The organism is Pseudomonas sp. NPDC077186 (assembly GCF_044543505.1).
Taxonomy (GTDB): Bacteria; Pseudomonadota; Gammaproteobacteria; order Pseudomonadales; family Pseudomonadaceae; genus Aquipseudomonas.
The window spans coordinates 310,542-335,231 of record NZ_JBITWE010000003.1; the positions used below are offsets into that span (position 1 = coordinate 310,542).

Annotated in this window: 24 protein-coding genes; 9 read left to right on the plus strand and 15 right to left on the minus strand. The window is 67.9% G+C overall.

The genetic code is table 11. The features are described from left to right. Nucleotides 1-77 precede the first annotated feature (77 nt). The 4 genes from ACIGKL_RS13440 to glnK form a co-directional block, all read right to left on the minus strand. A complete protein-coding gene (locus ACIGKL_RS13440; RefSeq protein ID WP_397487125.1) occupies nucleotides 78-503 on the minus strand; it encodes a secondary thiamine-phosphate synthase enzyme YjbQ in 426 nt (141 codons plus the stop codon). 98 nt (nucleotides 504-601) lie between these two features. Further along, entirely contained in the window at nucleotides 602-1,852 is a 1,251-nt protein-coding gene (locus ACIGKL_RS13445; protein ID WP_397487126.1) for an ammonium transporter, read from the minus strand. Between the two features lie 78 nt (nucleotides 1,853-1,930). Then, entirely contained in the window at nucleotides 1,931-2,143 is a 213-nt protein-coding gene (locus ACIGKL_RS13450; protein ID WP_397487127.1) for a hypothetical protein, read from the minus strand. A gap of 33 nt (nucleotides 2,144-2,176) precedes the next feature. Continuing rightward, nucleotides 2,177-2,515: a P-II family nitrogen regulator gene (gene glnK, locus ACIGKL_RS13455; protein ID WP_003096476.1), complete on the minus strand. Its 339-nt coding sequence runs from the start codon at nucleotides 2,513-2,515 to the stop codon at nucleotides 2,177-2,179. Between the two features lie 411 nt (nucleotides 2,516-2,926). Between glnK and ACIGKL_RS13460 the strand changes: the two genes are divergently transcribed. Together ACIGKL_RS13460 and ACIGKL_RS13465 are read left to right on the plus strand one after the other, a co-directional pair. Further along, nucleotides 2,927-3,187 (plus strand): accessory factor UbiK family protein, encoded by a 261-nt coding sequence (locus ACIGKL_RS13460; RefSeq protein ID WP_397487128.1) that lies wholly within the window; start codon nucleotides 2,927-2,929, stop codon nucleotides 3,185-3,187. Between the two features lie 30 nt (nucleotides 3,188-3,217). After that, complete coding sequence (locus ACIGKL_RS13465) at nucleotides 3,218-4,711, plus strand: YifB family Mg chelatase-like AAA ATPase (protein WP_397487129.1); 1,494 nt, start codon at nucleotides 3,218-3,220, stop codon at nucleotides 4,709-4,711. 105 nt (nucleotides 4,712-4,816) lie between these two features. On the opposite strand, the gene ACIGKL_RS13470 is transcribed toward ACIGKL_RS13465, so the two are convergent. Further along, nucleotides 4,817-5,734, minus strand: a complete 918-nt coding sequence (locus ACIGKL_RS13470) for a LysR substrate-binding domain-containing protein (RefSeq protein WP_397487130.1) — start codon at nucleotides 5,732-5,734, stop codon at nucleotides 4,817-4,819. A 139-nt stretch (nucleotides 5,735-5,873) separates the two neighbouring features. Here ACIGKL_RS13470 and ACIGKL_RS13475 point away from each other — a divergent pair, with 139 nt between their 5' ends. Continuing rightward, entirely contained in the window at nucleotides 5,874-7,259 is a 1,386-nt protein-coding gene (locus tag ACIGKL_RS13475; protein WP_397487131.1) for a NorM family multidrug efflux MATE transporter, read from the plus strand. A gap of 22 nt (nucleotides 7,260-7,281) precedes the next feature. On the opposite strand, the gene ACIGKL_RS13480 is transcribed toward ACIGKL_RS13475, so the two are convergent. Beyond that, entirely contained in the window at nucleotides 7,282-8,955 is a 1,674-nt protein-coding gene (locus ACIGKL_RS13480; RefSeq protein ID WP_397487132.1) for a putative bifunctional diguanylate cyclase/phosphodiesterase, read from the minus strand. Nucleotides 8,956-9,225: 270 nt separating this feature from the next. On the opposite strand from ACIGKL_RS13480, the gene rep reads away from it, so the two are divergent. Together rep and ACIGKL_RS13490 are read left to right on the plus strand one after the other, a co-directional pair. After that, nucleotides 9,226-11,235 (plus strand): DNA helicase Rep, encoded by a 2,010-nt coding sequence (gene rep / locus ACIGKL_RS13485; protein ID WP_397487133.1) that lies wholly within the window; start codon nucleotides 9,226-9,228, stop codon nucleotides 11,233-11,235. A 117-nt stretch (nucleotides 11,236-11,352) separates the two neighbouring features. Continuing rightward, entirely contained in the window at nucleotides 11,353-11,925 is a 573-nt protein-coding gene (locus ACIGKL_RS13490; protein WP_397487134.1) for a xanthine phosphoribosyltransferase, read from the plus strand. A 165-nt stretch (nucleotides 11,926-12,090) separates the two neighbouring features. On the opposite strand, the gene ACIGKL_RS13495 is transcribed toward ACIGKL_RS13490, so the two are convergent. The 5 genes from ACIGKL_RS13495 to dadA form a co-directional block, all read right to left on the minus strand. Next, complete coding sequence (locus ACIGKL_RS13495) at nucleotides 12,091-12,510, minus strand: c-type cytochrome (protein WP_397487135.1); 420 nt, start codon at nucleotides 12,508-12,510, stop codon at nucleotides 12,091-12,093. Between the two features lie 185 nt (nucleotides 12,511-12,695). Continuing rightward, nucleotides 12,696-13,244: a cupin domain-containing protein gene (locus ACIGKL_RS13500; RefSeq protein ID WP_031303843.1), complete on the minus strand. Its 549-nt coding sequence runs from the start codon at nucleotides 13,242-13,244 to the stop codon at nucleotides 12,696-12,698. Nucleotides 13,245-13,490: 246 nt separating this feature from the next. After that, nucleotides 13,491-14,564, minus strand: coding sequence for an alanine racemase (gene alr, locus ACIGKL_RS13505; protein ID WP_397487136.1), 1,074 nt, complete (start codon nucleotides 14,562-14,564; stop codon nucleotides 13,491-13,493). 140 nt (nucleotides 14,565-14,704) lie between these two features. After that, on the minus strand, nucleotides 14,705-15,055 hold the full coding sequence (locus ACIGKL_RS13510) for a RidA family protein (RefSeq protein WP_341435615.1): 351 nt from the start codon (nucleotides 15,053-15,055) through the stop codon (nucleotides 14,705-14,707). A gap of 38 nt (nucleotides 15,056-15,093) precedes the next feature. Further along, nucleotides 15,094-16,392 carry a D-amino acid dehydrogenase gene (gene dadA / locus ACIGKL_RS13515; protein ID WP_397487137.1) on the minus strand — a complete coding sequence of 433 codons (1,299 nt, stop codon included), beginning with the start codon at nucleotides 16,390-16,392 and terminating at the stop codon, nucleotides 15,094-15,096. A gap of 156 nt (nucleotides 16,393-16,548) precedes the next feature. On the opposite strand from dadA, the gene dadR reads away from it, so the two are divergent. Continuing rightward, nucleotides 16,549-17,037: a transcriptional regulator DadR gene (dadR, locus tag ACIGKL_RS13520; protein ID WP_017678280.1), complete on the plus strand. Its 489-nt coding sequence runs from the start codon at nucleotides 16,549-16,551 to the stop codon at nucleotides 17,035-17,037. A 108-nt stretch (nucleotides 17,038-17,145) separates the two neighbouring features. Here the strand turns inward: dadR and ACIGKL_RS13525 are convergent, their stop codons facing one another. Further along, nucleotides 17,146-17,499, minus strand: coding sequence for a YkgJ family cysteine cluster protein (locus ACIGKL_RS13525; protein ID WP_397487138.1), 354 nt, complete (start codon nucleotides 17,497-17,499; stop codon nucleotides 17,146-17,148). Nucleotides 17,500-17,706: 207 nt separating this feature from the next. Between ACIGKL_RS13525 and ACIGKL_RS13530 the strand changes: the two genes are divergently transcribed. Next, nucleotides 17,707-19,020, plus strand: coding sequence for an NAD(P)/FAD-dependent oxidoreductase (locus tag ACIGKL_RS13530; protein WP_397487139.1), 1,314 nt, complete (start codon nucleotides 17,707-17,709; stop codon nucleotides 19,018-19,020). Nucleotides 19,021-19,236: 216 nt separating this feature from the next. Here ACIGKL_RS13530 and ACIGKL_RS13535 read toward each other — a convergent pair whose 3' ends face one another. Beyond that, nucleotides 19,237-20,562, minus strand: a complete 1,326-nt coding sequence (locus tag ACIGKL_RS13535; RefSeq protein WP_397487140.1) for a tetratricopeptide repeat protein — start codon at nucleotides 20,560-20,562, stop codon at nucleotides 19,237-19,239. Between the two features lie 151 nt (nucleotides 20,563-20,713). Between ACIGKL_RS13535 and ACIGKL_RS13540 the strand changes: the two genes are divergently transcribed. Next, nucleotides 20,714-21,673 (plus strand): cupin domain-containing protein, encoded by a 960-nt coding sequence (locus tag ACIGKL_RS13540; protein WP_397487141.1) that lies wholly within the window; start codon nucleotides 20,714-20,716, stop codon nucleotides 21,671-21,673. Between the two features lie 4 nt (nucleotides 21,674-21,677). Here the strand turns inward: ACIGKL_RS13540 and ACIGKL_RS13545 are convergent, their stop codons facing one another. Then, nucleotides 21,678-21,899: a DUF1127 domain-containing protein gene (locus ACIGKL_RS13545; protein WP_397487142.1), complete on the minus strand. Its 222-nt coding sequence runs from the start codon at nucleotides 21,897-21,899 to the stop codon at nucleotides 21,678-21,680. 173 nt (nucleotides 21,900-22,072) lie between these two features. Between ACIGKL_RS13545 and ACIGKL_RS13550 the strand changes: the two genes are divergently transcribed. Then, nucleotides 22,073-23,494 (plus strand): PLP-dependent aminotransferase family protein, encoded by a 1,422-nt coding sequence (locus tag ACIGKL_RS13550; protein ID WP_397487143.1) that lies wholly within the window; start codon nucleotides 22,073-22,075, stop codon nucleotides 23,492-23,494. Between the two features lies 1 nt (nucleotide 23,495). On the opposite strand, the gene ACIGKL_RS13555 is transcribed toward ACIGKL_RS13550, so the two are convergent. Continuing rightward, nucleotides 23,496-24,668 (minus strand): MFS transporter, encoded by a 1,173-nt coding sequence (locus ACIGKL_RS13555; RefSeq protein WP_397487144.1) that lies wholly within the window; start codon nucleotides 24,666-24,668, stop codon nucleotides 23,496-23,498. Nucleotides 24,669-24,690 lie beyond the last annotated feature (22 nt).

A 24,690-nucleotide genomic window follows, 5' to 3' on the forward strand; every position in this document is an offset into this window, starting at 1 on the left:
GTTCAACCTCATGACTTGCGAAAAGCAGGTTAGTTATAGCCCAGTCGCGCAGGCTTCACTGCCCGACCGGAAAAAATTCAAATGACCTCGCCGTGCAAGGTCGCCAGCACCCGCCGGGCGCCGCCATGGTCGCGGTGCTCGCCGAGGTAGATGCCCTGCCAGCTGCCCAGCGCCAGGTGCCCGTTGTGTATCGGCAGCTGCAGCTGACAGCCCAGCAGGCTGGCCTTGAAGTGCGCCGGCAGGTCGTCCGGGCCTTCGTCGTCGTGTTCGTAGCCGCCCTCGCCCTGCGGCACCAGGCGGTTGAAGAAACGCTCGAAATCGCGGCGCACCGCGGGGTCGGCGTTCTCGTTGACGCTCAGCGACGCCGAGCTGTGCTGCAACCACAGGTGCAACAGACCGACGCGATAACGCGCCAGTTCCGGCAAGGCGGCCAGCAGTTCCTCGGTCACCAGGTGGAAACCGCGACTGCGCGGCCGCAGGCTGAGGGTGCGTTGCTGCCACATCCGACTCTCGCTCCCGATGGCTCCAGCGCGCGCATTCTAGCGCGCCGTCAGAAAAAACAAAGGGCGCCCGAAGGCGCCCTTTGCGATTACCGGGAAAATCACTTGTTGGTGAATTCCGGGTAGGCCTCCATACCGCACTCGGCGATATCCACGCCCTCGTACTCTTCCTCTTCGCTGACGCGCAGGCCGATCACCGCCTTGATGATGCTCCAGACGATCAGGCTGGCGCCGAAGACCCAGGCGAAGATGCTGGCGATACCCAGCAGCTGGGCGCCCAGCGTGGCGTCGCCGTTGGTCAGGCACACCGCCAGCAAGCCCCAGATGCCGACCACGCCGTGCACCGAGATGGCACCGACCGGATCGTCGATCTTCAGCTTGTCCAGGCCGAGGATGGAGAACACCACCAGCAGGCCGCCGACGCCGCCGATCAGGGTCGCCTGCAGGGCGCTCGGGGTCAGCGGTTCGGCGGTGATGGCGACCAGGCCGGCCAGGGCGCCGTTCAGCGCCATGGTCAGGTCGGCCTTGCCGAACAGGATGCGCGCCACGATCATCGCCACGATCAGGCCACCGGCAGCGGCCATGTTGGTGTTGACGAATACCTGGGCCACGGCGTTGGCGTCTTCGATGGTGCTCATCTTCAACTGCGAACCGCCGTTGAAGCCGAACCAGCCCATCCACAGGATGAAGGTGCCGAGGGTGGCCAGCGGCAGGTTGCAGCCGGGGATGGCGTTGACCTGGCCATTGGCGCCGTACTTGCCCTTACGCGCACCGAGCAGCAGCACGCCAGCCAGGGCCGCCGAAGCGCCGGCCATGTGCACCACGCCGGAGCCGGCGAAGTCGAGGAAGCCGGCTTCGTTGAGGAAGCCCGAGCCCCACTTCCAGAAGCCCTGCACCGGGTAGATGAAACCGGTCATGACCACGGCGAAGGCGAGGAAGGCCCACAGCTTCATGCGCTCGGCCACCGCACCGGAAACCACCGACATGCAGGTCGCGGCGAACACGATCTGGAAGAAGAAGTCGGAACGGGCCGAGTAGTAGGGCGCATCGTCGCCGCCGGCAAGTACCGAGTCGACGCTGTTCTCGTCGCCGATCAGGAAGCCCAGGCTCGGCAAGATGCCGCCTTCCGGGCTGGAGTACATGATGTGGTAACCGATCACCAGGTACATCACGCTAGCCACCGCGTACAGGGCGATGTTCTTGGTCAGGATCTCGGTGGTGTTCTTGGCGCGGACCAGGCCGGATTCGAGCATGGCGAAGCCTGCCGCCATCCACATCACCAGGGCACCGCAGATCAGAAAGTAGAAGGTATCGAAGCCGTACTGCAGTGCAGTCAATGCTGTGTTGTCCATTTTTCACCTCTTGCCGGCGCTTATTGTGCGCTGTTCGGTTAAGACGCCCGGGTTGGCGCCGGACGCGTTCCGTATGCTTTACAGGTAGTTGCCACGCTCGATCTGGATCGCTGAACCCCTTGCACCGCAAGGCGACCAGGCGTTCCCATCGCGGAGCGCGAGACCTGCGAGGGTCAGGCACAGCGGGGCGGCGAGGACTTCGCCGACACCGGCATTCGTCGTCGACAGCGGCGCGAGGCCGCAAATCGAGGGCAAAAGGGCTCCTAGCCCTGCGAAAGTTCGCAGAGTCATGGGTTTACTCCTGGGGCGTGGGGTTCGGAGGGTTTAGATCGCGTCGGTATCGGTTTCGCCGGTACGGATGCGGATCGCCTGTTCCAGATTGACCACGAAAATCTTGCCGTCGCCGATCTTGCCGGTGTTGGCCGCCTTGGTGATGGCCTCGATGACGCGATCGAGCTGATCGTCGGCGATGGCCACGTCGATCTTCACCTTGGGCAGGAAGTCGACCACGTACTCGGCGCCGCGATACAGCTCGGTGTGGCCCTTCTGGCGGCCGAAGCCCTTGACCTCGGTGACGGTAATGCCCTGCACGCCGATCTCCGACAGCGACTCGCGCACGTCGTCCAACTTGAACGGCTTGATGATGGCAGTGACTAGCTTCATGAAACTTTCTCCCGTGTAAGGTGGACTTGCCCCAGGAATTGCGAACCCGGCTCAAGTCTAAGCGCAGTGTCTGGCTTTTGTAATGCACCGACCGCCCCAGCCTGGCGTGGCCGATACCCACCAACCGCTCCCGACGAAACACTCCCCCGCTCCGTCCGACGCACCGGTACTGCATCGGTGCATGAGTCGCTAGGCCCTAAGCAGAAAGCTTGCCAGCTCCCATAAAAGCGCCGCGATTCAGGGTTTTACCTGCAGTCTGGGGCAGCCGGGGCGAGCCCGCGACGGCACTTACGCACAAGATTGGTGCGCCATGCGCGCCGACCGTGCGCAAAAATCGTGCAACTGCCGGGGGCGGCGCCCCGCCGCCGACCGCGTGCTACACTGCCGGCCGTCTGTACTCGGAACCCGACCATGCTGCCGCCCAAAGCCCTGCTCGACACCCTCAGTAGCCACGCCTCGCGTCTGTTCGGCGGCGACAGCCCGCTGCCGCGCGCGGAACTGGAGGCCCAGTTCAAGGCCCTGCTGCAGAGCGGCTTCAGCAAGCTCGAGCTGGTCAGCCGCGAGGAGTTCGACAGCCAGATGGTGGTCTTGGCCCGCACCCGCGCGCGCCTGGAGGCGCTGGAAGCCAAGGTTGCCGAGCTGGAAGCCAAGCTCAACCCACCCGCCGACTGATTCAGCGGCGGGACCGATCAAGGAGCGATCATGTCCCTGGCCCTCGTCCACAGCCGCGCCCAGGTCGGCGTCGAAGCGCCGGCCGTCACCGTCGAGGCGCACCTGGCCAACGGCCTGCCCTCCCTGACCCTGGTCGGCCTGCCGGAAACCGCGGTCAAGGAAAGCAAGGACCGCGTGCGCAGCGCTATCCTCAATGCCGCCTTCGAATTTCCCAGCAAACGCATCACCCTCAATCTGGCCCCCGCCGATTTGCCTAAGGACGGTGGGCGCTTCGACCTGGCCATCGCCCTGGGCATTCTCGCCGCCAGCGGTCAGGTACCGGCCCCATCTCTCGATGAATACGAATGTCTCGGCGAACTGGCGCTATCCGGCGCCGTGCGCCCGGTGCAGGGCGTGTTGCCGGCGGCGCTGGCCGCCCGCGAAGCCGGGCGCACCCTGCTGGTGCCGGCGGCCAATGCCGAAGAGGCCAGCCTGGCCTCCGGGCTCAGGGTGATCGCCGTCGAGCATCTGCTGCAGATCGCCGCGCACCTCAACGGCACCGCCCCCCTCGAACCCTATGCGGCCCGGGGCCTGCTCCGGCAGAGCCTGCCCTACCCCGACCTGGCCGAAGTGCAGGGCCAGCTGGCGGCCAAGCGCGCCCTGCTGGTGGCCGCCGCCGGCTCGCACAACCTGCTGCTCAGCGGCCCGCCCGGCACCGGCAAGACCCTGCTCGCCAGCCGCCTGCCCGGCCTGCTGCCGCCGCTGGACGAAAGCGAGGCGCTGCAGGTGGCGGCGATCCACTCGGTGGCCAGCCATACGCCGTTGCAGCACTGGCCGCAGCGCCCCTTCAGAACCCCTCACCACAGCGCCTCGGGTCCGGCGCTGGTCGGCGGCGGCAGTCGCCCGCAACCCGGCGAGATCACCCTGGCGCATCAGGGCGTGCTGTTTCTCGACGAGCTCCCCGAGTTCGACAGGAAGGTCCTGGAGGTGCTGCGCGAACCGCTGGAAAGCGGCCATATCGTCATCGCCCGGGCCCGCGACAAGGTGCGTTTCCCCGCGCGCTTCCAGCTGGTGGCGGCGATGAACCCCTGCCCCTGCGGCTACCTGGGCGACCCCAGCAACCGCTGTCGCTGCACCCCGGAGCAGATCCAGCGCTACCGCGCCAAGCTGTCCGGGCCGCTGCTCGACCGCATCGACCTGCACCTGACCGTGGCGCGCGAAAGCACCGCGCTGCAGGTACCGGTGGCGGACGGCGAAAGCACCGCAGAGGCCGCCGCCAAGGTGGCCGCCGCGCGCCAGCGCCAGCTGCGGCGCCAGGGCGTGGCCAACGCCTTTCTCGACCTGCCGGGGCTGCGTCGGCACTGCGCCTTGAGCGAAACGGATCGCCACTGGCTGGAAAGCGCCTGCGAGCGCCTCGGCCTGTCGCTGCGCGCCGCGCACCGGGTGCTCAAGGTGGCACGCACCCTGGCCGACCTGGCGGACGAGCCGCAGATCGTCCGCGGCCATCTGGCCGAGGCCCTGCAATATCGGCCGGGGACGGGGTGAGGACTTCCCGGTGCGCGCGGCCTAGGCGGCCCCGCGACCCCTACGCGATGGAGCGGGCTCCGTAGGGTGCGCCGCGCGCACCAGGGATGCGTTGCATCGTGCCTCCTACAACCGCTGCACCTGCGGCAGGCGCATCGCCGCCACCTCCGCCAGCAGGTAGTCGCGCAGCCGCTGCAGGCGCGCCTGGGCGCGGTGCGCCCGGGGCCACACCAGGTAGTAGCTGTCGCCGCTGCGCACCGCACTTGGCCAGGGCAGGCCGAGGCGGCCAGCCTGCACGTCCTCGGCCACCATCAGCAGATCGCCAATCGAGACGCCATAACCACGGGCGGCGGCGACTATGCCCTGCTCCAGCATGTCGAACAGCTGGCCGCTCTTCAGCGGCACCTGCTCGCTCAGGCCGGTGGCCTGCAACCAGCGCCGCCAGTCGCGGCGGTCCGGGGTCGGGTGCAGCTGCTCGGCGGCCTGCAGACGCGCCAGCGGCCAGGGCCCGGCGGCGACATCGGCGGCGGCGCAGACCGGGATCAGCCATTCCTCGAACAGCAGCACGCTGTCCCATTCCTCCGGGAACTGGCCGCCGGCCAGCAGCACCGCGCAGTCGAAGGGTTCGTGGCGAAAATCCACCTTGTCCACGTCCATCCAGGCGCTGGTCAGCTGCACCTCGCTGTCCGGGTGGGCCAGGCGAAAGTGCGACAGCCGCGCCAGCAGCCAGCGCATGGTCAGGGTCGAGGGCGCCTTCAGGCGCAGCACGCCGTCGTCGGCGCGCAGCGCGGCGCAGGCCCGTTCCAGCGCCTCGAAGCCGTCGCGCAGGCCGGGCAGCAGGGCGCGCGCCGGGTCGGTCAGCTGCAGGCTGCGGCCGTGGCGCTCGAACAGGCGACAGGCGAAATGCGCCTCGAGGGTGCGGATATGCCGGCTCACCGCGCTCTGGGTGATGGCCAGTTCCTCGGCCGCGCGCGTGAAGGAGGCATGCCGCGCCGCCGCCTCGAAGGCGCGCAGGGCATAGAGCGGCGGCAGACGCCGGTTCATCGCGTCAAACCATGAGTTTTAATCATGTCTGGCATGGCTATTTTCCTTTTGTGGACAAGCGGATCAAGCCAGAGAATAACGGTCATCGCTTATCCCTAGACAGTCTGGGGAAGCTTATCCTGCCGAAGTTTTACTCATCATGAAGAATGCCCTTGGCCACGAGCTGGGCGCGCTGCTGCGCCTGGCCGGCCCGCTGATTTCCGCCCAGCTGGCCCACGCGCTGATGATTTTCACCGACACGCTGATGATGGCGATGCTCGGCCCGCAGCAACTGGCCGGCGGCGCGCTGGGCGCCACCTGCTATTTCATCTTCTCGATCTTCTGCAGCGGGGTGATCGCCGCGGTGGGCAGCCTGGTCGCCATCCGCCACGGCGCCGGCGACCCGGGCGGCGTCGCCCGCCTGCTGCACAACGGCCTGTGGCTGGCGCTGCTGCTGGGCATGGTCAGCGCGCTGTGCCTCAACGGCCTGGGCCCGCTGCTGCCGCACCTGGGCCAGGCGCCTGACGCCGCCAGCCTGGCCATGGAGTTGCTGCGCCCACTGTCGCTGGCCCTGCCCGGTTACCTGTGCTTCATGGCCTTGCGCGGCTTCACCAGCGCCATCGGTCATCCCGGCCCGGTGATGGCCATCAGCATCGTCGGCACGGCGGCCAACTTCGTCATCAACTATGCGCTGATCGAGGGCTGGTTCGGCCTGCCCAGCCTGGGCCTGGGCGGTATCGGCATGACCACCGCGCTGGTCAGCAGCGGCATGGCCCTGGCCTTGGCGCTGTATATCCTGCTCGCGCCGCACTACCGCCGCTACAAGCTGCGCGGCGGCCTGGGCCGTCCGCAGCGCGCGGAGCTGCGCGCCCTGCTGCGCCTGGGCCTGCCCATCGGCGGCACCTATGCCGCCGAGCAAGGGCTGTTCACCTTCGCCACCCTGTGCATGGGCGCGCTGGGCGGCGTGCAGCTGGCGGCGCACCAGATCGCCATGCAGACGGTGGCGCTGGCCTTTATCGTGCCGCAGGGGCTGTCCTACGCGGTGACCTTCCGCGTCGGCCTGCACTACGGCGCCGGGCGCCTGCCGCTGTCGCGCCTCAGCGGCCATCTGGGCATGGCCCTGGGCGCGGCGTTGATGCTGCTGTTCGCCCTGCTGTTCTGGCTGCTGCCGGAATGGATCATCGGCCTGTTCCTCGACCGCCACGATCCGGCCTTCGCCGAGATCGTCACTCTCGCGGTGAGCCTGCTGGCGATCGCCGCCTGGTTCGAGTTGTTCGATGGTTTGCAGAGCATCGCCATGGGCGCGATCCGCGGGCTGAACGACGGCCGCACCACCCTGCTGATCGGCCTGGCCGGCTACTGGTGCGTCGGTGCGCCGCTGGCCTGGCTGCTCGCCTTCGCCCTCGGCTGGGGAGCGCAGGGTGTCTGGTGGGGACTGGCGGCCGGCCTGGCGGTGACGGCGAGTGGCCTGGTGCTGGGCTTTCAGTGGAAGACGGCGCAGTTGCAGCGGCCGCAGGTTGAGGAAGGCGAGGCCTGTCTGTCGTAACGGCTGGTGCGCACGGCGCACCCTACGAGGGCGTACCGGTCAGCAGCGGCTGGCGCTGGCCGAACACCAGGAAACGCGCCAGCTCGGCCAGCGGCACGGCCTTGCTGATCAGGTAGCCCTGCACCTGGTCGCAGCCGAACTGACGCAGCATGTCCAGCTGCTCGATATTCTCCACCCCTTCGGCGACCACCTCGAGGTTGAGGTTGTGCGCCAGGTTGATCATCGCCCGCACCAGTTGGCGGTTCTCGGCGCGCTCGCCCATGCCGCCGACGAAGCTCTTGTCGATCTTCAGCAGGGTGATCGGCAGGTTGTTGAGGTGGACGAAGGAGGAGAAACCGGTACCGAAGTCGTCCAGCGAGAAGCGCACGCCGAGCCGCCCCAGGGCCAGCATGGTCTGCTGCACCTGGTCGCTGCGACGCATCACCGCGGTCTCGGTCAGCTCGAACTCCAGCCACTGCGCGTCCACCCCGCGCTCCTCGATCAGGCGGCTGAGGGTGGGCAGCAGCTGGCTGTCCTGGAACTGGCGGAACGACAGGTTGATCGCCATGTGCAGCGCCGGCAGGCCGCGCCCACGCAGCCACTGCATGTCACGCAGGGCGCGGGAAATCACCCAGTAACCGAGCGGCACGATCAGCCCGGTCTCCTCGGCCAGCGGCACGAACTCGTTGGGCGCCAGCAGGCCGCGCTCGCCGTGCTGCCAGCGCACCAGCGCCTCCAGGCCGACGATGCGCCCGCTCTGCAGGCACAGGCGCGGCTGATAATGCAGCTCCAGCTCGTCGCGGCGCAGGGCGCGGCGCAGCTCGCTTTCCAGATCGGCCTGACTGCGGGCGCTGCGGTTGAGGCGTTCGTCGTAGACATGGAACACGCAGCCCTGCTGACTCTTGGCCTGCTGCATGGCGATATGCGCGTGCCACAGCAGCGGGTCGGCGCCCTCGCCGGCGCGGGCATGGGCCAGGCCCAGGCTGCAGCCGATCAGCAGGCTCTCGCCGTCGACCCAGTAGGGCTCGGCCAGTACCTCGGTGATGCGTTCGGCCAGGCGCTCGCCGCGCTGCGGGTCGCGGCGGGTGTCGAGGAGCAGGGCGAACTCGTCGCTGCCCAGCCGCGCGAGCTGGTCGCAGGGCTGCAGCAGGCTCTTCAGGCGCGCCACCACATGCAGGATCAGGCGGTCGCCGGCCTGGTAGCCGAGGGCGTCGTTGGCGTGGCGGAAGTTGTCCAGGTCGAGATGGCCGAGCACCAGGCCGCGCCCACCGCACTCGGCCAGGCGCGCGGCGAGCAGGGTCTGGAAGCCCTGGCGGTTGGCGATGCCGGTCAGCGGGTCCTGCTCGGCCAGGCGCTGCAGGGTCTGCTTGAGATTGCCCTGCTCGCGCACGTAGCGCAGGCAGCGGCGCAGCACGTCGAGGTTGAGGCTGCCACGCACCAGCCAGTCGCTGACGCCGCTGGGCTCTTCGGCAGGTTCCTCGTCGAGCAGCAGCACCACCGGCAACGGGCATTGGCCCGGCGCGGGCAGGCGTGCGGTGGTGCTCAGCAGCAAACCGCTGGCGTGGTCGTCGAACAGGTTGCTGGCCGCCTCCCAGGACGGCGCAGTGATCAACGGGGACGGGCTGCCCAGGGCGCTCAGCTGCTCGCGCAACAATTCGGCCCAGTCCGGCGTTTCCGCCAGCAGAACCAACCGCAAGGGTTCGACGAGCGTGGACAAGCAACCTCCCCCAATGACCACAGAATGATGGCGAATCGCGTCGCCTGAGCGCGTCGTAATCGACGTCTAATCAAACACATCCATGTGAAAGGTAGTGCACATCCTGAGGTATAGCCAAAAAACCGGCAAGTGGTACCAGAGTACTGCAATCGACCGAATAACCAAGCGCGGCGAGCGGCGATTGCGTGCGCCAGGCCACAGTTCCGGACGGTCGCGGCAGAACCGGCCAGGCCTGTTAAAATGCGCGGCCTTTTTCCTGCGAACGATCCCATGTCCCGACTGAACCCCCGGCAACAAGAGGCCGTGAACTACGTCGGCGGCCCGCTTCTGGTGCTCGCCGGTGCCGGTTCCGGCAAGACCAGCGTGATCACGCGCAAGATCGCCCACCTGGTGCAGAACTGCGGCATCCAGGCCCGTCATATCGTCGCCATGACCTTCACCAACAAGGCCGCGCGCGAGATGAAGGAGCGCGTCGGCAGCCTGCTCAAGGGCGCCGAGGCACGCGGCCTGACCGTGTCCACCTTCCACAACCTGGGCATGAACATCATCCGCAAGGAATACGCGCGCCTGGGCTACAAGCCCGGCTTCTCGATCTTCGACGACGGCGACATCAAGGCGCTGCTGTCGGACATCATGCAGAAGGAGTACGCCGGAGACGACGGCGCCGACGAGATCAAGAACTACATCGACAGCTGGAAGAACGACCTGATCCTGCCCGACGAGGCCCTGGCCAAGGCGCGCAATCCCAAGGAACAGACCGCCGCCATCGTCTATCTGCACTACCAGCGCACGCTCAAGGCCTACAACGCGGTGGACTTCAACGACCTGATCCTGCTGCCGGTGAAACTCTTCCAGGAGCACGCCGACATCCTGGAAAAATGGCAGAACCGCATCCGCTACCTGCTGGTCGACGAATACCAGGACACCAACGCCAGCCAGTACCTGCTGGTGAAAATGCTGGTGGGCATGCGCAACCAGTTCACCGTGGTCGGCGACGACGACCAGTCGATCTACGCCTGGCGCGGCGCGCGCCCGGAAAACCTGATGCTGCTGAAAGAGGACTATCCGTCGCTCAAGGTGGTGATGCTGGAGCAGAACTACCGCTCCACCAGCCGCATCCTCAAATGCGCCAACGTGCTGATCGCCAACAACCCCCACGTGTTCGAGAAGCAGCTGTGGTCGGAGATGGGCGTGGGCGACGAGATCCGCGTGATCCGCACGCGCAACGAAGACGCCGAGTGCGAACGGGTGGCGCTGGAGATCCTCACCGAGCACCTGCGCACCCAGCGCCCCTACAGCGAGTTCGCCATCCTCTACCGCGGCAACTACCAGGCCAAGCTGATGGAGCTCAAGCTGCAGCACCACCAGATTCCCTATCGCCTGTCCGGCGGTACCAGCTTCTTCGCCCGCCAGGAGGTGAAGGACCTGATGAGCTACTTCCGCCTGCTGGTCAACCCGGACGACGACAACGCCTTCCTGCGGGTGATCAACGTGCCGCGCCGCGAGATCGGCTCGACCACCCTGGAAAAGCTCGGCAACTACGCCACCGAGCGCCAGATCAGCATGTACGCCGCCAGCGACGAGATCGGCCTCGGTGAACAGCTCGACAGCCGCTACACCGAGCGCCTGGCGCGCTTCAAGCGCTGGATGGACGGCGTGCGCCAGCAGTGCGCGCAGAACGACCCGATCGCCGCGATCCGCAGCATGGTGATGGACATCGACTACGAGAACTGGCTGCGGCAGAACGCCTCCAGCGACAAGGTCGCCGACGCGCGCATGGGCAACGTCTGGTTCCTCGTCGATGCGCTGAAGAACACCCTGGAGCGCGACGAAGACGGCGACATGACCATCGAGGACGCCATCGGCAAGCTGGTGCTGCGCGACATGCTCGAGCGCCAGCAGGAGGAGGAAGAAGGCGCCGAGGGCGTGCAGATGATGACCATGCACGCCTCCAAGGGCCTGGAATTTCCCTCGGTGTACATCATCGGCTTCGAGGAGGAGATTCTCCCGCACCGTTCCAGTATCGAGGCCGACACCATCGAGGAGGAGCGGCGCCTGGCCTACGTCGGCATCACCCGCGCCAAGCGCAACCTGGCGCTGACCTTCGCCGCCAAGCGCAAGCAGTACGGCGAGGTGATCGACTGCTCGCCGAGCCGCTTCCTCGACGAGCTGCCGCCCGAGGATCTGGTCTGGGAAGGCCAGGAGGAGGCGCCGGTGGAGGTCAAGACCGCGCGCGGCAACGACGCGCTGGCCAATATGCGGGCGCTGCTAAGAAAATGACCGGCGCCCGGCGACGGCCCGCAAGGCCATCGAATAGCGTCACTTCGTAGCCCGGATGCAATCCGGGGAAACCGTCCCGGATTGCATCCGGGCTACGTTCAGCATGAGGACAACCGCGTGGAAGCGCTAAAACAGAAGATTCGCGACGAAGGCATCGTACTGTCCGAGCAGGTGCTCAAGGTCGACGCCTTTCTCAACCACCAGATCGACCCGGCGCTGATGCAGCAGATCGGCCACGAGTTCGCCCGGCGCTTCGCCGGCCAGGGCATCAGCAAGATCGTCACCATCGAGGCCTCCGGCATCGCCCCGGCGATCATGGCCGGCCTGGAGCTGGGCATTCCGGTGATCTTCGCGCGCAAGTTCCAGTCGCTGACGCTCAAGGACGACCTGCTGATCTCCAAGGTGTTCTCCTTCACCAAGCAGACCGAGAGCACCATCGCTATTTCCTCGCGCCACCTCACCGCCGCCGACACCGTGCTGGTGATCGACGACTTCCTCGCCAACGGCCACGCCGCCAAGGCGCTGATCGACCTGATCCAGCAGGCCGGCGCGCGGATCGCCGGCATCGGCATCGTCATCGAGAAGTCGTTCCAGGAAGGCCGCACGCTGCTGGAGAGCGAAGGCTACCGGGTCGAGTCGCTGGCGCGCGTCGCCGCCCTGGAAAATGGCCAGGTGCGCTTTCTCGACTAGATCGCAGGCGCGGGCCGCTGGCCTGGCCGGACGTAGGGTGGATCGCGCTTCACCGATCCACCATGGCGGCGCTGATGGTGGATGAAAAAGCGTCATCCACAAGGCTGGACAGCAGCCATAAAAAAACCGCCTGCAAGAGGCGGTTTTTTTATCGAGCGCCGGGTCTTACAGACCGGACATCTTCTTGATCGCGTCGCGCAGCTCGTCGTCGGAGCAGTCGGCGCAGGTGCCTTTCGGCGGCATGGCGTTGATGCCGGAGATGGCCTTGGCCAGGATGCCGTCGAGGCCGCCCTGGTGGTCGGCGCGCTCTTTCCAGGCGGCGGTGTCGCCGATCTTCGGCGCGCCCAGCACGCCGGCGCCATGGCAGGCGTTGCAGTGCTTGGCGATGATGTCGTCGGTGCTGCGCGCGCCGCCGGCGGCCACGGCAACGGCGCCGACGCCCTTGCATTCTTCGCCCATGATGCACACTTCGCCGACCGGCTTGAGGCGTTCGGCGATGGCTTCATCGGTCGTGGCCTGAGCAGTCACTGCCCACAGGGCCAATACGGCAGCCGGTGCCACCAGCATTTTCTTAATTAGATTCACGGTACACCCTCATCGTGGCTAGTCACGCCCGCGGCCACGGTTTCGCGAGCGGGCGACAGTATAACGGCAAGCCGCCCGGGCCGAAACAACCCAGATTGTCGCAGGAGAACAGCCACAAGCCACAAGCTGGAGGCTTGCGCATGCTTTTACTTGTCGCTTGAAGCTTGCGGCTTGTAGCTGCTTTTTTAGAAATTCGCCGGCGTGGTGGCGCTGATCAGCCGCGCCGGCGCGTCGAAGGGGTTGCGGAAGCGGTGCGGCTTGCTGCTCTCGAAGTAGTAGCTGTCGCCCGGTTCGAGGATGAACACCTCGCTGCCCACGGTCAGTTCCAGCTTGCCCTCGACCAGCATGCCGGCTTCCTCGCCCTCGTGGGCGTACATCTCGTCGCCGGTGTCGGCGCCGACCGGGTAGGTCTCGTCGAGGAAGGCGATGGCACGGCTCGGGTGGGCCTTGCCGATCAGCTTCATGGTGATGGCGCCGCTGCAGATATCGGTCAGTTCCGAGGCCCGGTAGACCACCTGGGCCTGGTTCTCCTGCTCCAGGTCGAGGGAGAAGAACTCCACCAGCGACATGGGGATGCCGCCGAGCACCTTCTTCAGCGAGCTGATCGAAGGGCTCACGCTGTTCTTCTCGATCATCGAGATGGTGCTGTTGGTGACCCCCGCACGCTTGGCGAGTTCACGTTGGGAAAGGCCTTTGAGCTTACGAATCGATTGCAGTCGAACGCCGACGTCCAATGCTGGTGTCCCCCCTGGGGCAGATGCGGAAAAAGTGTCCGTATCATGGCACAGCGTTCGGAATTTACAACACTGGCGTTCGCGCTCGCCTACACCGCCCCCGTTAGAGCCTATGCAAAGGCTCGCGAGCTAGAGCCATGCAAGGCAAAAACAGGCGAGGAAGCGGAGTTTACGAGTTGTAAATGAGCATTCCGAGCCTGTTTTTAACGCAGCAGGGCCGACGCGCAGCAGCCTTTGAACAGGCTCTCAGCCGCCGAGATAGAGCAGCGGCGCCCGCCGCACATTGCAGAACAGCTGATAGGGAATGCTGCCGGCGGCCAGGGCCACGTCGCTGGCCAGCACCTGCTTGCCCCACAGCTCCACGCGGCTGCCGAGGCCGGCTTGCGGCAGGTCGGTGAGATCGACGGTAAGCATGTCCATCGACACCCGGCCGATCAGCCGGGTCAGCTGGCCGTCCACCGCCACCGGCGTGCCGGTCGGCGCGTGGCGCGGATAGCCGTCGGCGTAGCCCATGGCGACCACGCCGACGCGGGTCGGGCGCTCGCTGACGAAGCGCGCGCCATAGCCCACCGGCTCGCCGGCCGGCAGTTCGCGCAGGCTGATGACCTTCGACTCCAGGGTCATCACCGGCTTGAGCCGCGCCGCCTGCGCCTGCGCCTGCTCGAAGGGGGTGGCACCGTACAGCATGATGCCGGGGCGCACCCAGTCGCTGGGCACCTGTGGCCAGCCGAGCACGGCCGGCGAGTTGCGCAGGCTGACCTCGGCGGTCAGGCCCTCGCGGGCCTGCTGGAACACCGCCAGCTGCTCGGCGGTGCGCGGACAATCGGGTTCGTCGGCGCGGGCGAAGTGGCTCATCAGCACTATCTTGCTCACCTTGCCGCTGGCCAGCAGCCTGCGGTAGGCAACCGGGTAGTCGGCCGGGTGCAGGCCGACGCGGTGCATGCCCGAGTCCAGCTTGAGCCAGACATTCAAGGGTGTGCCCAGACTCGCCTGCTCGATGGCCTCGACCTGCCACAGCGCGTGGACCACGCACCACAGCTGGTGCTGCTCGATCAGCGCCAGCTCGGCCGCCTCGAAGAAGCCCTCCAGCAGCAGGATCGGCGCGCGGATGCCGGCCTCGCGCAGGGCCAGCGCCTCCTCGATGCAGGCCACGGCGAAGCCGTCGGCCTCGCGCTCCAGGGCCTGGGCGCAGCGCACCGCGCCATGCCCATAGGCATCGGCCTTGACCACGGCGAGGGCGCGGGCGCCGCTCAGTTCGCGGGCCAATTGGTAATTGTGACGCAGGGCGTCGAGGTCGATCAGGGCACGGGCGGGACGCATGGTTCGCGGTCTCTCGATGCTTCGCCGAGGCGAGGTGTTTGGCGTAGCCCGGATGCCACCCGGGCTACGCGCTACCAGTCAAAAAAAGCCCGGCGGGACAGCCGGGCGAAAAGCCAACACAATTCGAGTCGAGCCTGCTCTCAGAGGGCCGCCACCACCATCATCTCCACCAGCACCTCGGGCTTGTACATCTTCGCCTCGACGCAGGCGCGGGCCGCGGCGGCGCCCTCGGCGACCCAGGCGTCGTACTCGGCGTTGAGGCCGTCGTAGTGGGCGTCCATGTCCTTGAGGTAGATGGTCACAGAGAGAATCTTGCTCTTGTCGCTGCCGGCCTCGGCCAGCATGCGGTCAATATTGGCCAGGGTCTCGCGGGTCTGCTGGCGGATGTCGCCGCTGTAATCGTCGGCCAGCTGGCCGGCGAGGTAGACGGTGCCGTTGTGGATCACCACTTCGCTGTAGCGTTTTTCCACATGCAGGCGCTGGATCGACATAGGGGTAAAGCTCCTTCGATTACGGGACGCGCAGCCTATCAGGTGCGCAGCGGCTGCAGCGCGGCCTCGAGCTCACGGGTCTTGCCCGAGTAACGCGAGATATCCAGGCCTTCGGCGCTGATCTGCGGGCGCTTGTTGCCGATCAGATCCGCCAGCAGGCGACCGGAGCCGCAGGCCATGGTCCAGCCCAGGGTGCCGTGGCCGGTGTTGAGGAACAGGTTGCGGTAGGCGCTGGCGCCGACGATCGGCGTGCCGTCCGGGGTGGCCGGGCGCAGGCCGGTCCAGAACTCGGCCTGCTTGAGGTCGCCGCCCTCGGGATAGAGGTCGGCGGTGATCATTTCCAGGGTGGCGCGGCGCTTGGGGTTGAGGCTCAGGTCGAAGCCGGCGATCTCGGCCATGCCGCCGACGCGGATGCGGCCGTCGAAGCGGGTGATCGCCACCTTATAGGTCTCGTCGAGGATGGTCGAGGTCGGCGCCATCTCGGCGTTGACGATCGGCACGGTCAGCGAGTAGCCCTTGAGCGGGTAGACCGGCGCACGCACGCCCAGCGGTTTGAGCAGCTGCGGGCTGTAGCTGCCCAGCGCCAGCACGTAACGGTCGGCGGTTTCCAGCTTGCCGTCGATCCATACGCCGTTGATGCGGTCGCCGACGGCGTCCAGGCGCTGGATGTTCTGCCCGAAGCGGAATTCCACCCCCAGCTTGATGCACATCTCCGCCAGCTTGGCGGTGAACAGCTGGCAGTCGCCGGTCTGGTCGTTGGGCAGGCGCAGGGCGCCGGCCAGCTTGTGCTTGACCCCGGCCAGGGCCGGTTCGACGCGAGCGATGGCGTCGCGGTCGAGCAGCTCGAAGGGCACGCCGGAGGCTTGCAGCACGGCGATGTCCTTGGCCGCGGCATCGACCTGGGCCTGGCTGCGGAACAGCTGGGTGGTGCCGAGCTGGCGACCTTCGTAGGCGATGCCGGTCTCGGCACGCAGCTCGTCGAGGCAGTCGCGGCTGTACTCGGACAGGCGCACCATGCGCTCCTTGTTCACCGCATAACGGCTGGCGGTGCAGTTGCGCAGCATCTGCGCCATCCACAGGTATTGGTCGATGTCGCCGGTGGCCTTGATCGCCAGCGGCGCGTGCTGCTGCAGCAGCCACTTGATGGCCTTCAGCGGGATGCCCGGGGCGGCCCAGGGCGAGGCGTAGCCGGGGGAGACCTGGCCGGCGTTGGCGAAGCTGGTTTCCAGGGCCGGGCCGTTCTGACGGTCGACCACCACCACCTCGAAGCCCTGACGGGCCAGGTAGTACGCACTGGCGGTACCGATCACACCGCTGCCGAGAACCAGAACACGCATGCTTTTCTCCCCGCCGCGCCAGAGCACGGACGTCAAAGACCAGAGTTGTCGTTGGGGCGCAGTATAGGGAGAGCCGCGCAGTGCTTTTCACCATATACACAGCTATATTTGGCGAGAATTCTTGGCAAAAATCGCTTTTACAGAGGCGGATTCCCCATGAGAACCCAGCATCAGAGTCGTCGCGAACTGGACAAGATCGACCGCAACATCCTCCGCATCCTGCAGGAGGACGGGCGCATCAGCTTCACCGAACTGGGCGAGCGGGTGGGCCTGTCGACCACGCCCTGCACCGAGCGGGTACGGCGCCTGGAGCGCGAGGGGATCATCATGGGCTATCACGCCCGGCTCAATCCGCAGAACCTCAAGGCCAACCTGCTGGTGTTCGTCGAGATCAGCCTGGACTACAAGTCCGGCGACACCTTCGAGGAATTCCGCCGCGCCGTGCTCAAGCTGCCGCACGTGCTGGAATGCCACCTGGTGTCCGGCGACTTCGATTACCTGGTCAAGGCGCGGATCAACGAGATGGCCAGCTACCGCAAGCTGCTCGGCGACATCCTGCTCAAGCTGCCGCACGTGCGCGAGTCGAAGAGCTATATCGTCATGGAAGAGGTGAAGGAGAGCCTGGCGCTGCCGGTGCCGGAGTGAAAACCTCGTAGGGTGCGCCGTGCGCACCAATGCCTGGAACGCCGGTGCACCTGGCTTAGGTGGCGCTTGCCGCCCTATTGCGCGGAAAGCTGGTGCGCACAGCGCACCCTACACGAGCCGCTGGCGGGTCGTGGCGATCAGCCGATGCACCTGGCGCTCCACCGCCGGCTCGATCGGCTGCTCGGGGCCGCGACCGTGCGGACAGGGCAGGTTCGGCGTGGTACCGAACAACCGGCAGATCAGCGGGCGTTGCTCGTACACCTCGCAGCCGTTCGGCCCCAGGTGCACGCAGTTGTACTCGGCCAGCGCCGCGTCGTGCGCAGCGATGCTTTTCACCGGCAGCCGCGCCAGTTCCTCCGCGGAGGCGGTGACCGGCCCGCAGCAGTCGTGGCAGCCGGGCACGCAGGCGAAGCGCGGGATCTGTCGGCGCAGGTGGTCGATCTTGCGGTCGGTGCAGCTCATGTTCGGGCATCCGGGAAACGATGCCGGCAGTGTACTGCGCCGCGCGGGCAGGTGCTGTAGGAGCGGCTTCAGCCGCGAAACTACGCGTCATGTTCGCGGCTAAAGCCGCTCCTACATCGATTTTTCCGGCGCCCCCCCTTGGCGTCATGCAGATTCCGCGCTTATGCTGCGTTGAATTTTCCACACACAAAAATCAGGATTTCACACATGAACGCCCGCGTTCACCAGCCGGTTCACGGCCCCCAGCACGCCGCCTCCTACTACGCCGCCAGCGTCAATCGCCAGCTGGCCTACCCGCCGTTGGGCGGCGAGCTGCAGGTGGACGTGTGCATAGTCGGCGGCGGCTTTTCCGGCCTGAACACCGCCATCGAGCTGGCGCGCAAGGGCCTGACGGTGGCGCTGCTGGAGGCGCACAAGATCGGCTGGGGCGCCAGCGGGCGTAACGGCGGCCAGCTGATCCGCGGCGTCGGCCACGGCGTCGAGCAGTTCGAGAACCTGATAGGCGCCGATGGCGTGCGTGAGCTCAAGCTGATGGGCCTGGAGGCGGTGGAGCTGGTGCGCCGGCGCGTCGAAGAGTTCCAGATCGACTGCGACCTGACCTGGGGCTACTGCGACCTGGCCAACAAACCCGAGCACCTGGCCGGTTTCGCCGAGGACAAGGCCGAGCTGGAGAGCCTCGGCTACCGCCACCCGCTGCGCCTGCTGCAGCCGGAGCAGATGCACGAGGTGGTCGGCTCCGACAACTATGTCGGCGGCATGATCGACATGGGCTCGGGCCACCTGCACCCGCTCAACCTGGCCCTGGGCGAAGCGGCGGCGGCGGCGAGCCTGGGCGTGCAGCTGTTCGAGGACTCGCCGGTGAGCCGCATCGACCATGGCCGCGAGGTGCGCGTGCACGCCGCCCGCGGCCAGGTGCGCGCCAAGTACCTGGTGCTGGCCTGCAACGCCTATATCAACGGCCTGGAGCCGACCCTGAGCGGCAAGGTGCTGCCGGCCGGCAGCTACGTGATCGCCACCGAGCCGCTGTCCGAGGCCCAGGCGCGTTCGCTCATTCCGCAGAACATGGCCCTGTGCGACCAGCGCGTGGCGCTGGACTACTACCGCCTCTCGGCCGACCGGCGCCTGCTGTTCGGCGGCGCCTGCCACTATTCCGGGCGCGATCCGGCGGACATCGCCGCCTATATGCGGCCGAAAATGCTCAAGGTGTTCCCGCAGCTGGCCGACGTGCGCATCGACTACCAGTGGGGCGGCATGATCGGCATCGGCGCCAACCGCCTGCCACAGATCGGCCGACTCAAGGATCAGGCCAACGTGTTCCACGCCCAGGCCTACGCCGGCCACGGGGTCAACGCCACCCACCTGGCCGGCAAGCTGCTCGCCGAGGCCATCGCCGGCCAGGAGAGCCGCGGCTTCGAGCTGTTCGCCCAGGTGCCGCATATGACCTTCCCCGGCGGCAAGTACCTGCGCTCGCCGCTGCTGGCCCTCGGCATGGCCTGGCATCGGCTCAAGGAGCTGCTGTAGGCCCTGTCACCGGCCAGAACGTAGCCCGGATGCAATCCGGGAGCGGCTCGCCAGACAGGACGATTTCCCCGGATTGCATCCGGGCCCAGGGGCGCGCTGGAAGCGCCGGCTGGCCTGTGTAGGGTGCGCTGTGCGCACCGCTGACAACCGCGGGCCTGGTGCGCACGGCGCACCTTACGAACCGGAGTCACCAAAACATAACGCTGAGACAGCACCCTAGGCCGCCAGCTCGGCGGCGCGCTGGCTGTAGCGCCGGGCTACGCCGTTGTGCGGCTTGGCCTGCAGGCGCTCGGCTGCCAGCGCCCGGCCCAGGGCCAGCTGGCCGCCGCGCAGGGCCGCTTCCAGCAGGGTCAGGTCGAGCAGGTCGCGCTGCGCGTGGCTGCCGCCGAAGCGCTGGGCGATGGAGCGGATCGGCCGCAGCAGCTCGACGCAGCGGCGGTAGTCGCCCTGGCCGAACGCCTGCAGCGCCAGGCACAGCGGCTGACCGACCTCGGCGGTGAAGCGCCGGTTGTCGGCGTCGCCCTGCAGGGCCCGCTGCTGTGCGGCGAGCAGCGCTTCGGCGGCCTCGTCGCGGCCGGCGCCGACGAAGGCCATCATCGCGTGGGCATCGTTGAAGGCGTACTGGCCGGCCGTGGCCAGCGGCGTCCAGCCGTCGGCCACCGCCTGCCAGCGCGTGCCCAGTTCGACGCCCTGCAGGTGCAGGCGCCAGAGCAGCGCGGCGGCGTCCACCAGATCCAGCACCAGGCTCGAACGGGCGCCGAAGATCGGCCCGTCGAACAGCGCCAGCGCCTCGTCGACCTCGCCCAGATCCAGGTAGTAGAGCGCCAGGTGCCACCAGTTGTGGCCCTGGAAGAAGCTGTCGCCGGTCCAGTGCTGTTGGTTGCCGCGCATCCAGGCAATGCCCTCGCGCTGGCGGTTCTGCATCTCCAGCACATGGGCCACGGCGTGCTGCGCCCAGCCGTCGCGCGGCTGCAGCTGCACCGCGCTGCGCCCGGTGGCCTCGGCCGCGGCGTAATCGCCGTTCTCCTCCAGGCCGAAGGCGTACATGCCGAGCAACGCGTGATAGCCGGGCATGCCCATCCGCCAGTGCGGCAGGGCGCGGGCGATGCGGTCGCGCAGCATGCGCGAGTGGCCGCTGAAGAAGTCCACCTGGTGCCCGGCCTGCAGGGCCAGGATGTCCTGTGGCGCGTCGATGGCGACGTCTTCGAGGATCAGCCCGGCGCGGCTCCAGTGGCCGTCGAGCAGCGCCGCGATGGCGGCCAGGTGGCCGCGCTCGCGGGCATCGGCCTGCAGGCCCTGGGCTTGCTGCAGGCACTGCCGCGCCACCGCCAGGCCCTCGGGCTCGGTGCCCAGCAGGTGCAGGTAGGCACGCAGGACATGGGCCATGACGAAGTCCGGACGCAGCGCCAGGGCCGCCTCGACCGCGGCCAGCGGATCGCCGGCATAGCACTGGAACTGGGCCAGCCCCCTTTCGTAGTGTTCCAGGCTGTGCGGGTCGGCGCCGCTCAGGTTCAGGCCCAGGTTGTCGCGCAGGCTGTTCATGGCTGTCCTCTGCTGGTTGTCTACCGGTCATCGCGGACGCCGCCGACTGCCGGGCTGCGGCTTCACACCGGTGCTACGGTAAGAGGGACCGGGAGGGACGGATATAGCCCGGCCGCCGTCATTCTTGATCCAGCCGCCGCCCGGAGGATCAATGGACGCACTTTCTCACGTACTCGCCGCCGTCCATCTGTCGGCCGGGGCCTTCCTGCACGCCGAATTCAGCGCGCCCTGGTGCATCCGCGCCCAGGTCAACGCCGAGGACTGCCGCCTGGCCGGCGGCCAGCCGGCACACCTGATGGCCTATCACTACGTGCTCGACGGACGCTTGCTGCTGGGGATCGACGACGCCCCGCTGCTGCCGCTGGAGGCCGGCGAGATCGTCCTGCTGCCGCGCAACGACCCGCACCTGCTGGCCAGTGCCAGCGGGCTGCCGGCGCGGGTGATCGACCACCTGATCCAGTCGCCCGCTCAGGGCAGCGGCCTGGCCAGCCTGCGTCACGGCGGCGGCGGCGCCAGGACCCACCTGATCTGTGGCTTTCTCGGCTGCGCGGTGCCGGACAACCCGCTGGTGCAGACCCTGCCCAGCGTGCTCAAGCTGCAGGTCGGCAACAGCCCGGGCGGCGCCTGGATCGAACAGGCCTTTCGCCTCGCCGCGGTGGAGAGCGCCGGCCAGCGCCAGGGCGCCGGCACGGCGCTGAACAAGCTGGCCGAGCTGCTATTTATCGAGGCGGTGCGGCGGTACCTGGAGGCGCTGCCGAGCGACCGCCACGGCTGGCTCGCCGGCCTGTGCGACCCGCAGGTGGGCAAGGCCCTGGCGCTGCTACACCGACGCCCGGCCGAACACTGGACCACCGAGGCCCTGGCCCGCGCCGTGGGCCTGTCGCGCTCGGCCTTCGCCGAACGCTTCAGCCGCCTGATCGGCCAGCCGCCGATTCGCTACCTGGCGCACTGGCGCCTGCAACTGGCCGCCGCGCAGCTGCGCGAAGGGCGCAGCCTGGCGCAGATCGCCTACGACATCGGCTACGGTTCGGAGGCCGCGCTCAACCGCGCCTTCCGCCAGCACTACGGGCAGCCGCCCGGCAGCTGGCGCAAGGAGCACGCCGCGGCCTGAGGCGCTACAGCCGCCAGAACGGCAGGCGCGCCTCGCGCTCGGCCTCGGCGCGGCTCAGGCCGATATCGGCGAGCTGGCGCTCGTTGAGCCGCAGCAGGGCGCGGCGGGTGTGCAGGCGGCGCCAGAACGCCGGCCAGTCGCGGCCGAAATGGCGCAGCGCGCCCGTCGCCTGTGGCGGCGCAGCCCGCCGCGCCCTGTCGATACCTATCTCGCTGAAGCCGTTCATCGTCCTCTCCTGCCGCCAGTGCTCATGGGAACTCAGGATGACCCGGGGGAAAAAGCCATGACAGATTCAATAAAACCTTATTTACTCCATACAGTTTTCGCCGAATCCCGGCTGAATCGGAATTTTCGCCGGCATCTGTACCGGTCACTGCATTCCTGAACGAGGCAACTGTCATGACCCTCTACCTCAATCTGGCCGAACTGCTCGGCGCGCGCATCGAGCAGGGCCTGTACCGTCCCGGCGACCGCCTGCCCTCGGTGCGCAGCCTCAGCCAGGAGCACGGCGTCAGCCTGAGCACGGTGCAGCAGGCCTACCGCCACCTGGAGGATCAGGGTCTGGCCACGCCGCGGCCGAAGTCCGGCTACTTCGTCCCGGCCGAGCGCCAGGTGCCGGCGCTGCCGCAGGTCAGCCGGGCGGCGCAGCGGCCGGTGGAGGTGTCGCAGTGGGATCACGTGCTGGCGCTGATCAGCAGCTCGCCGCAGCGCGAGCTGCTGCAGCTCGGCCGCGGCCGTCCGGATATCGGCAGCCCGACGCTCAAGCCGCTGCTGCGCATGCTGGCGCGCCAGGCGCGGCGCCAGGACCCGGAGGTGCTGACCTATGGCTGCATCCGCGGCGAGCTGCGCCTGCGCGAGCAGATCGCGCGGCTGCTGCTCGACTCCGGCTGCTGCATCCCCGCCGAGGACCTGGTGATCACCACCGGCTGCCACGAGGCGCTGTCGGCGGCGATCCGTGCCATCTGCCAGCCCGGCGACATAGTCGCGGTGGACTCGCCGAGCTTCCACGGGGTGATGCAGGCGCTCAAGGGCTTCGGCATGAAGGCCCTGGAGCTGCCCACCGACCCGCTCACCGGGATCAACCTCGAGGCCCTGGAGATGGCCCTGGAGCAGTGGCCGATCAAGGCCATCCAGCTCACTCCGAACTGCAACAACCCGCTCGGCTACATCATGCCCGAGGCCAACAAGCGCGCCCTGCTGCAGCTGGCGCAGCGCCACGACGTGGCGATCATCGAGGACGACGTGTACGGCGAGCTGGCCTACGCCTACCCGCGCCCGCGCACCATCAAGTCCTATGACGAGGACGGCCGCGTGCTGCTCTGCAGCTCCTTCTCCAAGACCCTGGCGCCGGGCCTGCGGGTCGGCTGGATCGCCCCCGGGCGCTACCTGGAGCAGGTGCTGCACATGAAGTACCTGGGCACCGGCAGCACCGCCCAACTGCCGCAGCTGGCGCTGGCCGAGTACCTCGAGGCCGGCCACTACGAGCCGCACCTGCGGCGCATGCGCGCCCAGTACCTGCGCAGCCGCGACCTGATGGTGGACTGGGTGTGCCGCTACTTTCCGCCCGGCACCCGCGCCAGCCGGCCGCAGGGCAGCTTTATGCTGTGGGTGGAGATGCCCAGCGGCTTCGATAGCCAGCGGCTCAACCGCGCGCTGCTGCCGCACAAGATCCAGGTGGCGCCGGGCAGCATCTTTTCCGCCGCCGGCAAGTACCGCAACTGCATCCGCCTGAACTACGCCGAGCCGCCCAGCGCGGCCATCGAGGCGGCCGTGCGCCAGGTCGGCGCGACCATCGCCGAGCTGCTCGCCGAAGCCCCCTGAATCAGCGCGGGGCGGCCCCCGGCATGGCCTCGTTGCCGGTTTCGACCTCGCTGAAGGCACCGCGGCGCCAGGCCAGGACGATGAACACCAGCGCGCCGAGGGCCATCAGCAGCGGCAGCGCGTGGCCGCTCAGCCACTGGCTGGCGGCGCCGGTGGACAGCGGCCCGAGCAGGCAGCCGACGCCCCACAGCAGGGCGATATGGGCATTGGCGCGCACCAGCGCATCGTCGCGGTAGCGCTGGCCGACCAGGATCAGCGACAGGGTGTAGAGGCCGCCGGCGCTGGCGCCGAAGCTGAGCAGCAGTGGCCAGATCAGCGGCGTGTGCAGCGCCGCCGGGATGCACAGGCTGGAGCCGAGCAGGATCACCCCGCAGGCGCGCATCAGCGCCTGCCGCGGCACGCGGTCGGCCAGCCAGCCGATCGGCAGCTGCAGCGCGGCGTCGCCCACCACCACGGTGCTGACCATGATCAGCGCCATCTGCTGGGCGAAGCCCTCGCGCAGCAGGTAGATCGGCAGCAGGGTCAGCACCATGGCCTCGAACGCGGCGAACAGCACCACCGCCCAGGCAATCGCCGGCAACTTGCGGCAGAACAGCCCCAGGCCCTTGCCCGAGGCGCTGTGGGCATCCACCGCCGGCGCCCCGGTGCGGCCGATCAGCAGCAGGCTGCCGGCCACCAGCAGGCTGGCGGAGACCCAGAAGCCGCGGTCGCTGGCGGTGCCCAGGGCGGTCAGCAGCAGCGGCCCGCACAGCTGGCTCAAGGCGAAGCCGGTGCCGTACAGCGCCACCAGGCGGCCGCGCAGGCGATCTTCCACCAGTTGGTTGATCCAGCTCTCGCCGAGCACGAAGACCACGGTCAGCGACACGCCGATCAGCAGGCGCAGCAGCAGCCACAGCGGGTAGCTCGGCCACACCGCCAGCAGGCTGACCGACACCGCGCTGGCCAGCAGGCACAGGCGCAGCGTCTGCGGCGAGCCGAACCAGCCGGCCAGGCGGCCGGTCAGGCGCGCGCCGAGCAGCACGCCGATGGCCGGCATCGCCGCCATCACGCCGATGGCGAAGGGCCCGTAGCCCCAGGCCTCGAGACGCAGGGACACCAGCGGCAGGGTCACCCCCAGCGCCAGGCCGACTATCACCACCGCCGCACTGACGGCGAAATAGGTCATCCAGTTCATCGTTCCACTCCAGTCCATGGCG

Bases quoted from the DNA above. Each gene is read 5' to 3' on its own strand.
- ACIGKL_RS13440 (WP_397487125.1), bottom strand. From the start codon at position 503: ATGTGGCAGCAACGCACCCTCAGCCTGCGGCCGCGCAGTCGCGGTTTC.
- ACIGKL_RS13445 (WP_397487126.1), bottom strand. From the start codon at position 1,852: ATGGACAACACAGCATTGACTGCACTGCAGTACGGCTTCGATACCTTC.
- ACIGKL_RS13450 (WP_397487127.1), bottom strand. From the start codon at position 2,143: ATGACTCTGCGAACTTTCGCAGGGCTAGGAGCCCTTTTGCCCTCGATT.
- glnK (WP_003096476.1), bottom strand. From the start codon at position 2,515: ATGAAGCTAGTCACTGCCATCATCAAGCCGTTCAAGTTGGACGACGTG.
- ACIGKL_RS13460 (WP_397487128.1), top strand. From the start codon at position 2,927: ATGCTGCCGCCCAAAGCCCTGCTCGACACCCTCAGTAGCCACGCCTCG.
- ACIGKL_RS13465 (WP_397487129.1), top strand. From the start codon at position 3,218: ATGTCCCTGGCCCTCGTCCACAGCCGCGCCCAGGTCGGCGTCGAAGCG.
- ACIGKL_RS13470 (WP_397487130.1), bottom strand. From the start codon at position 5,734: ATGAACCGGCGTCTGCCGCCGCTCTATGCCCTGCGCGCCTTCGAGGCG.
- ACIGKL_RS13475 (WP_397487131.1), top strand. From the start codon at position 5,874: ATGAAGAATGCCCTTGGCCACGAGCTGGGCGCGCTGCTGCGCCTGGCC.
- rep (WP_397487133.1), top strand. From the start codon at position 9,226: ATGTCCCGACTGAACCCCCGGCAACAAGAGGCCGTGAACTACGTCGGC.
- alr (WP_397487136.1), bottom strand. From the start codon at position 14,564: ATGCGTCCCGCCCGTGCCCTGATCGACCTCGACGCCCTGCGTCACAAT.
- ACIGKL_RS13510 (WP_341435615.1), bottom strand. From the start codon at position 15,055: ATGTCGATCCAGCGCCTGCATGTGGAAAAACGCTACAGCGAAGTGGTG.
- dadA (WP_397487137.1), bottom strand. From the start codon at position 16,392: ATGCGTGTTCTGGTTCTCGGCAGCGGTGTGATCGGTACCGCCAGTGCG.
- dadR (WP_017678280.1), top strand. From the start codon at position 16,549: ATGAGAACCCAGCATCAGAGTCGTCGCGAACTGGACAAGATCGACCGC.
- ACIGKL_RS13525 (WP_397487138.1), bottom strand. From the start codon at position 17,499: ATGAGCTGCACCGACCGCAAGATCGACCACCTGCGCCGACAGATCCCG.
- ACIGKL_RS13530 (WP_397487139.1), top strand. From the start codon at position 17,707: ATGAACGCCCGCGTTCACCAGCCGGTTCACGGCCCCCAGCACGCCGCC.
- ACIGKL_RS13535 (WP_397487140.1), bottom strand. From the start codon at position 20,562: ATGAACAGCCTGCGCGACAACCTGGGCCTGAACCTGAGCGGCGCCGAC.
- ACIGKL_RS13540 (WP_397487141.1), top strand. From the start codon at position 20,714: ATGGACGCACTTTCTCACGTACTCGCCGCCGTCCATCTGTCGGCCGGG.
- ACIGKL_RS13545 (WP_397487142.1), bottom strand. From the start codon at position 21,899: ATGAACGGCTTCAGCGAGATAGGTATCGACAGGGCGCGGCGGGCTGCG.
- ACIGKL_RS13550 (WP_397487143.1), top strand. From the start codon at position 22,073: ATGACCCTCTACCTCAATCTGGCCGAACTGCTCGGCGCGCGCATCGAG.
- ACIGKL_RS13555 (WP_397487144.1), bottom strand. From the start codon at position 24,668: ATGAACTGGATGACCTATTTCGCCGTCAGTGCGGCGGTGGTGATAGTC.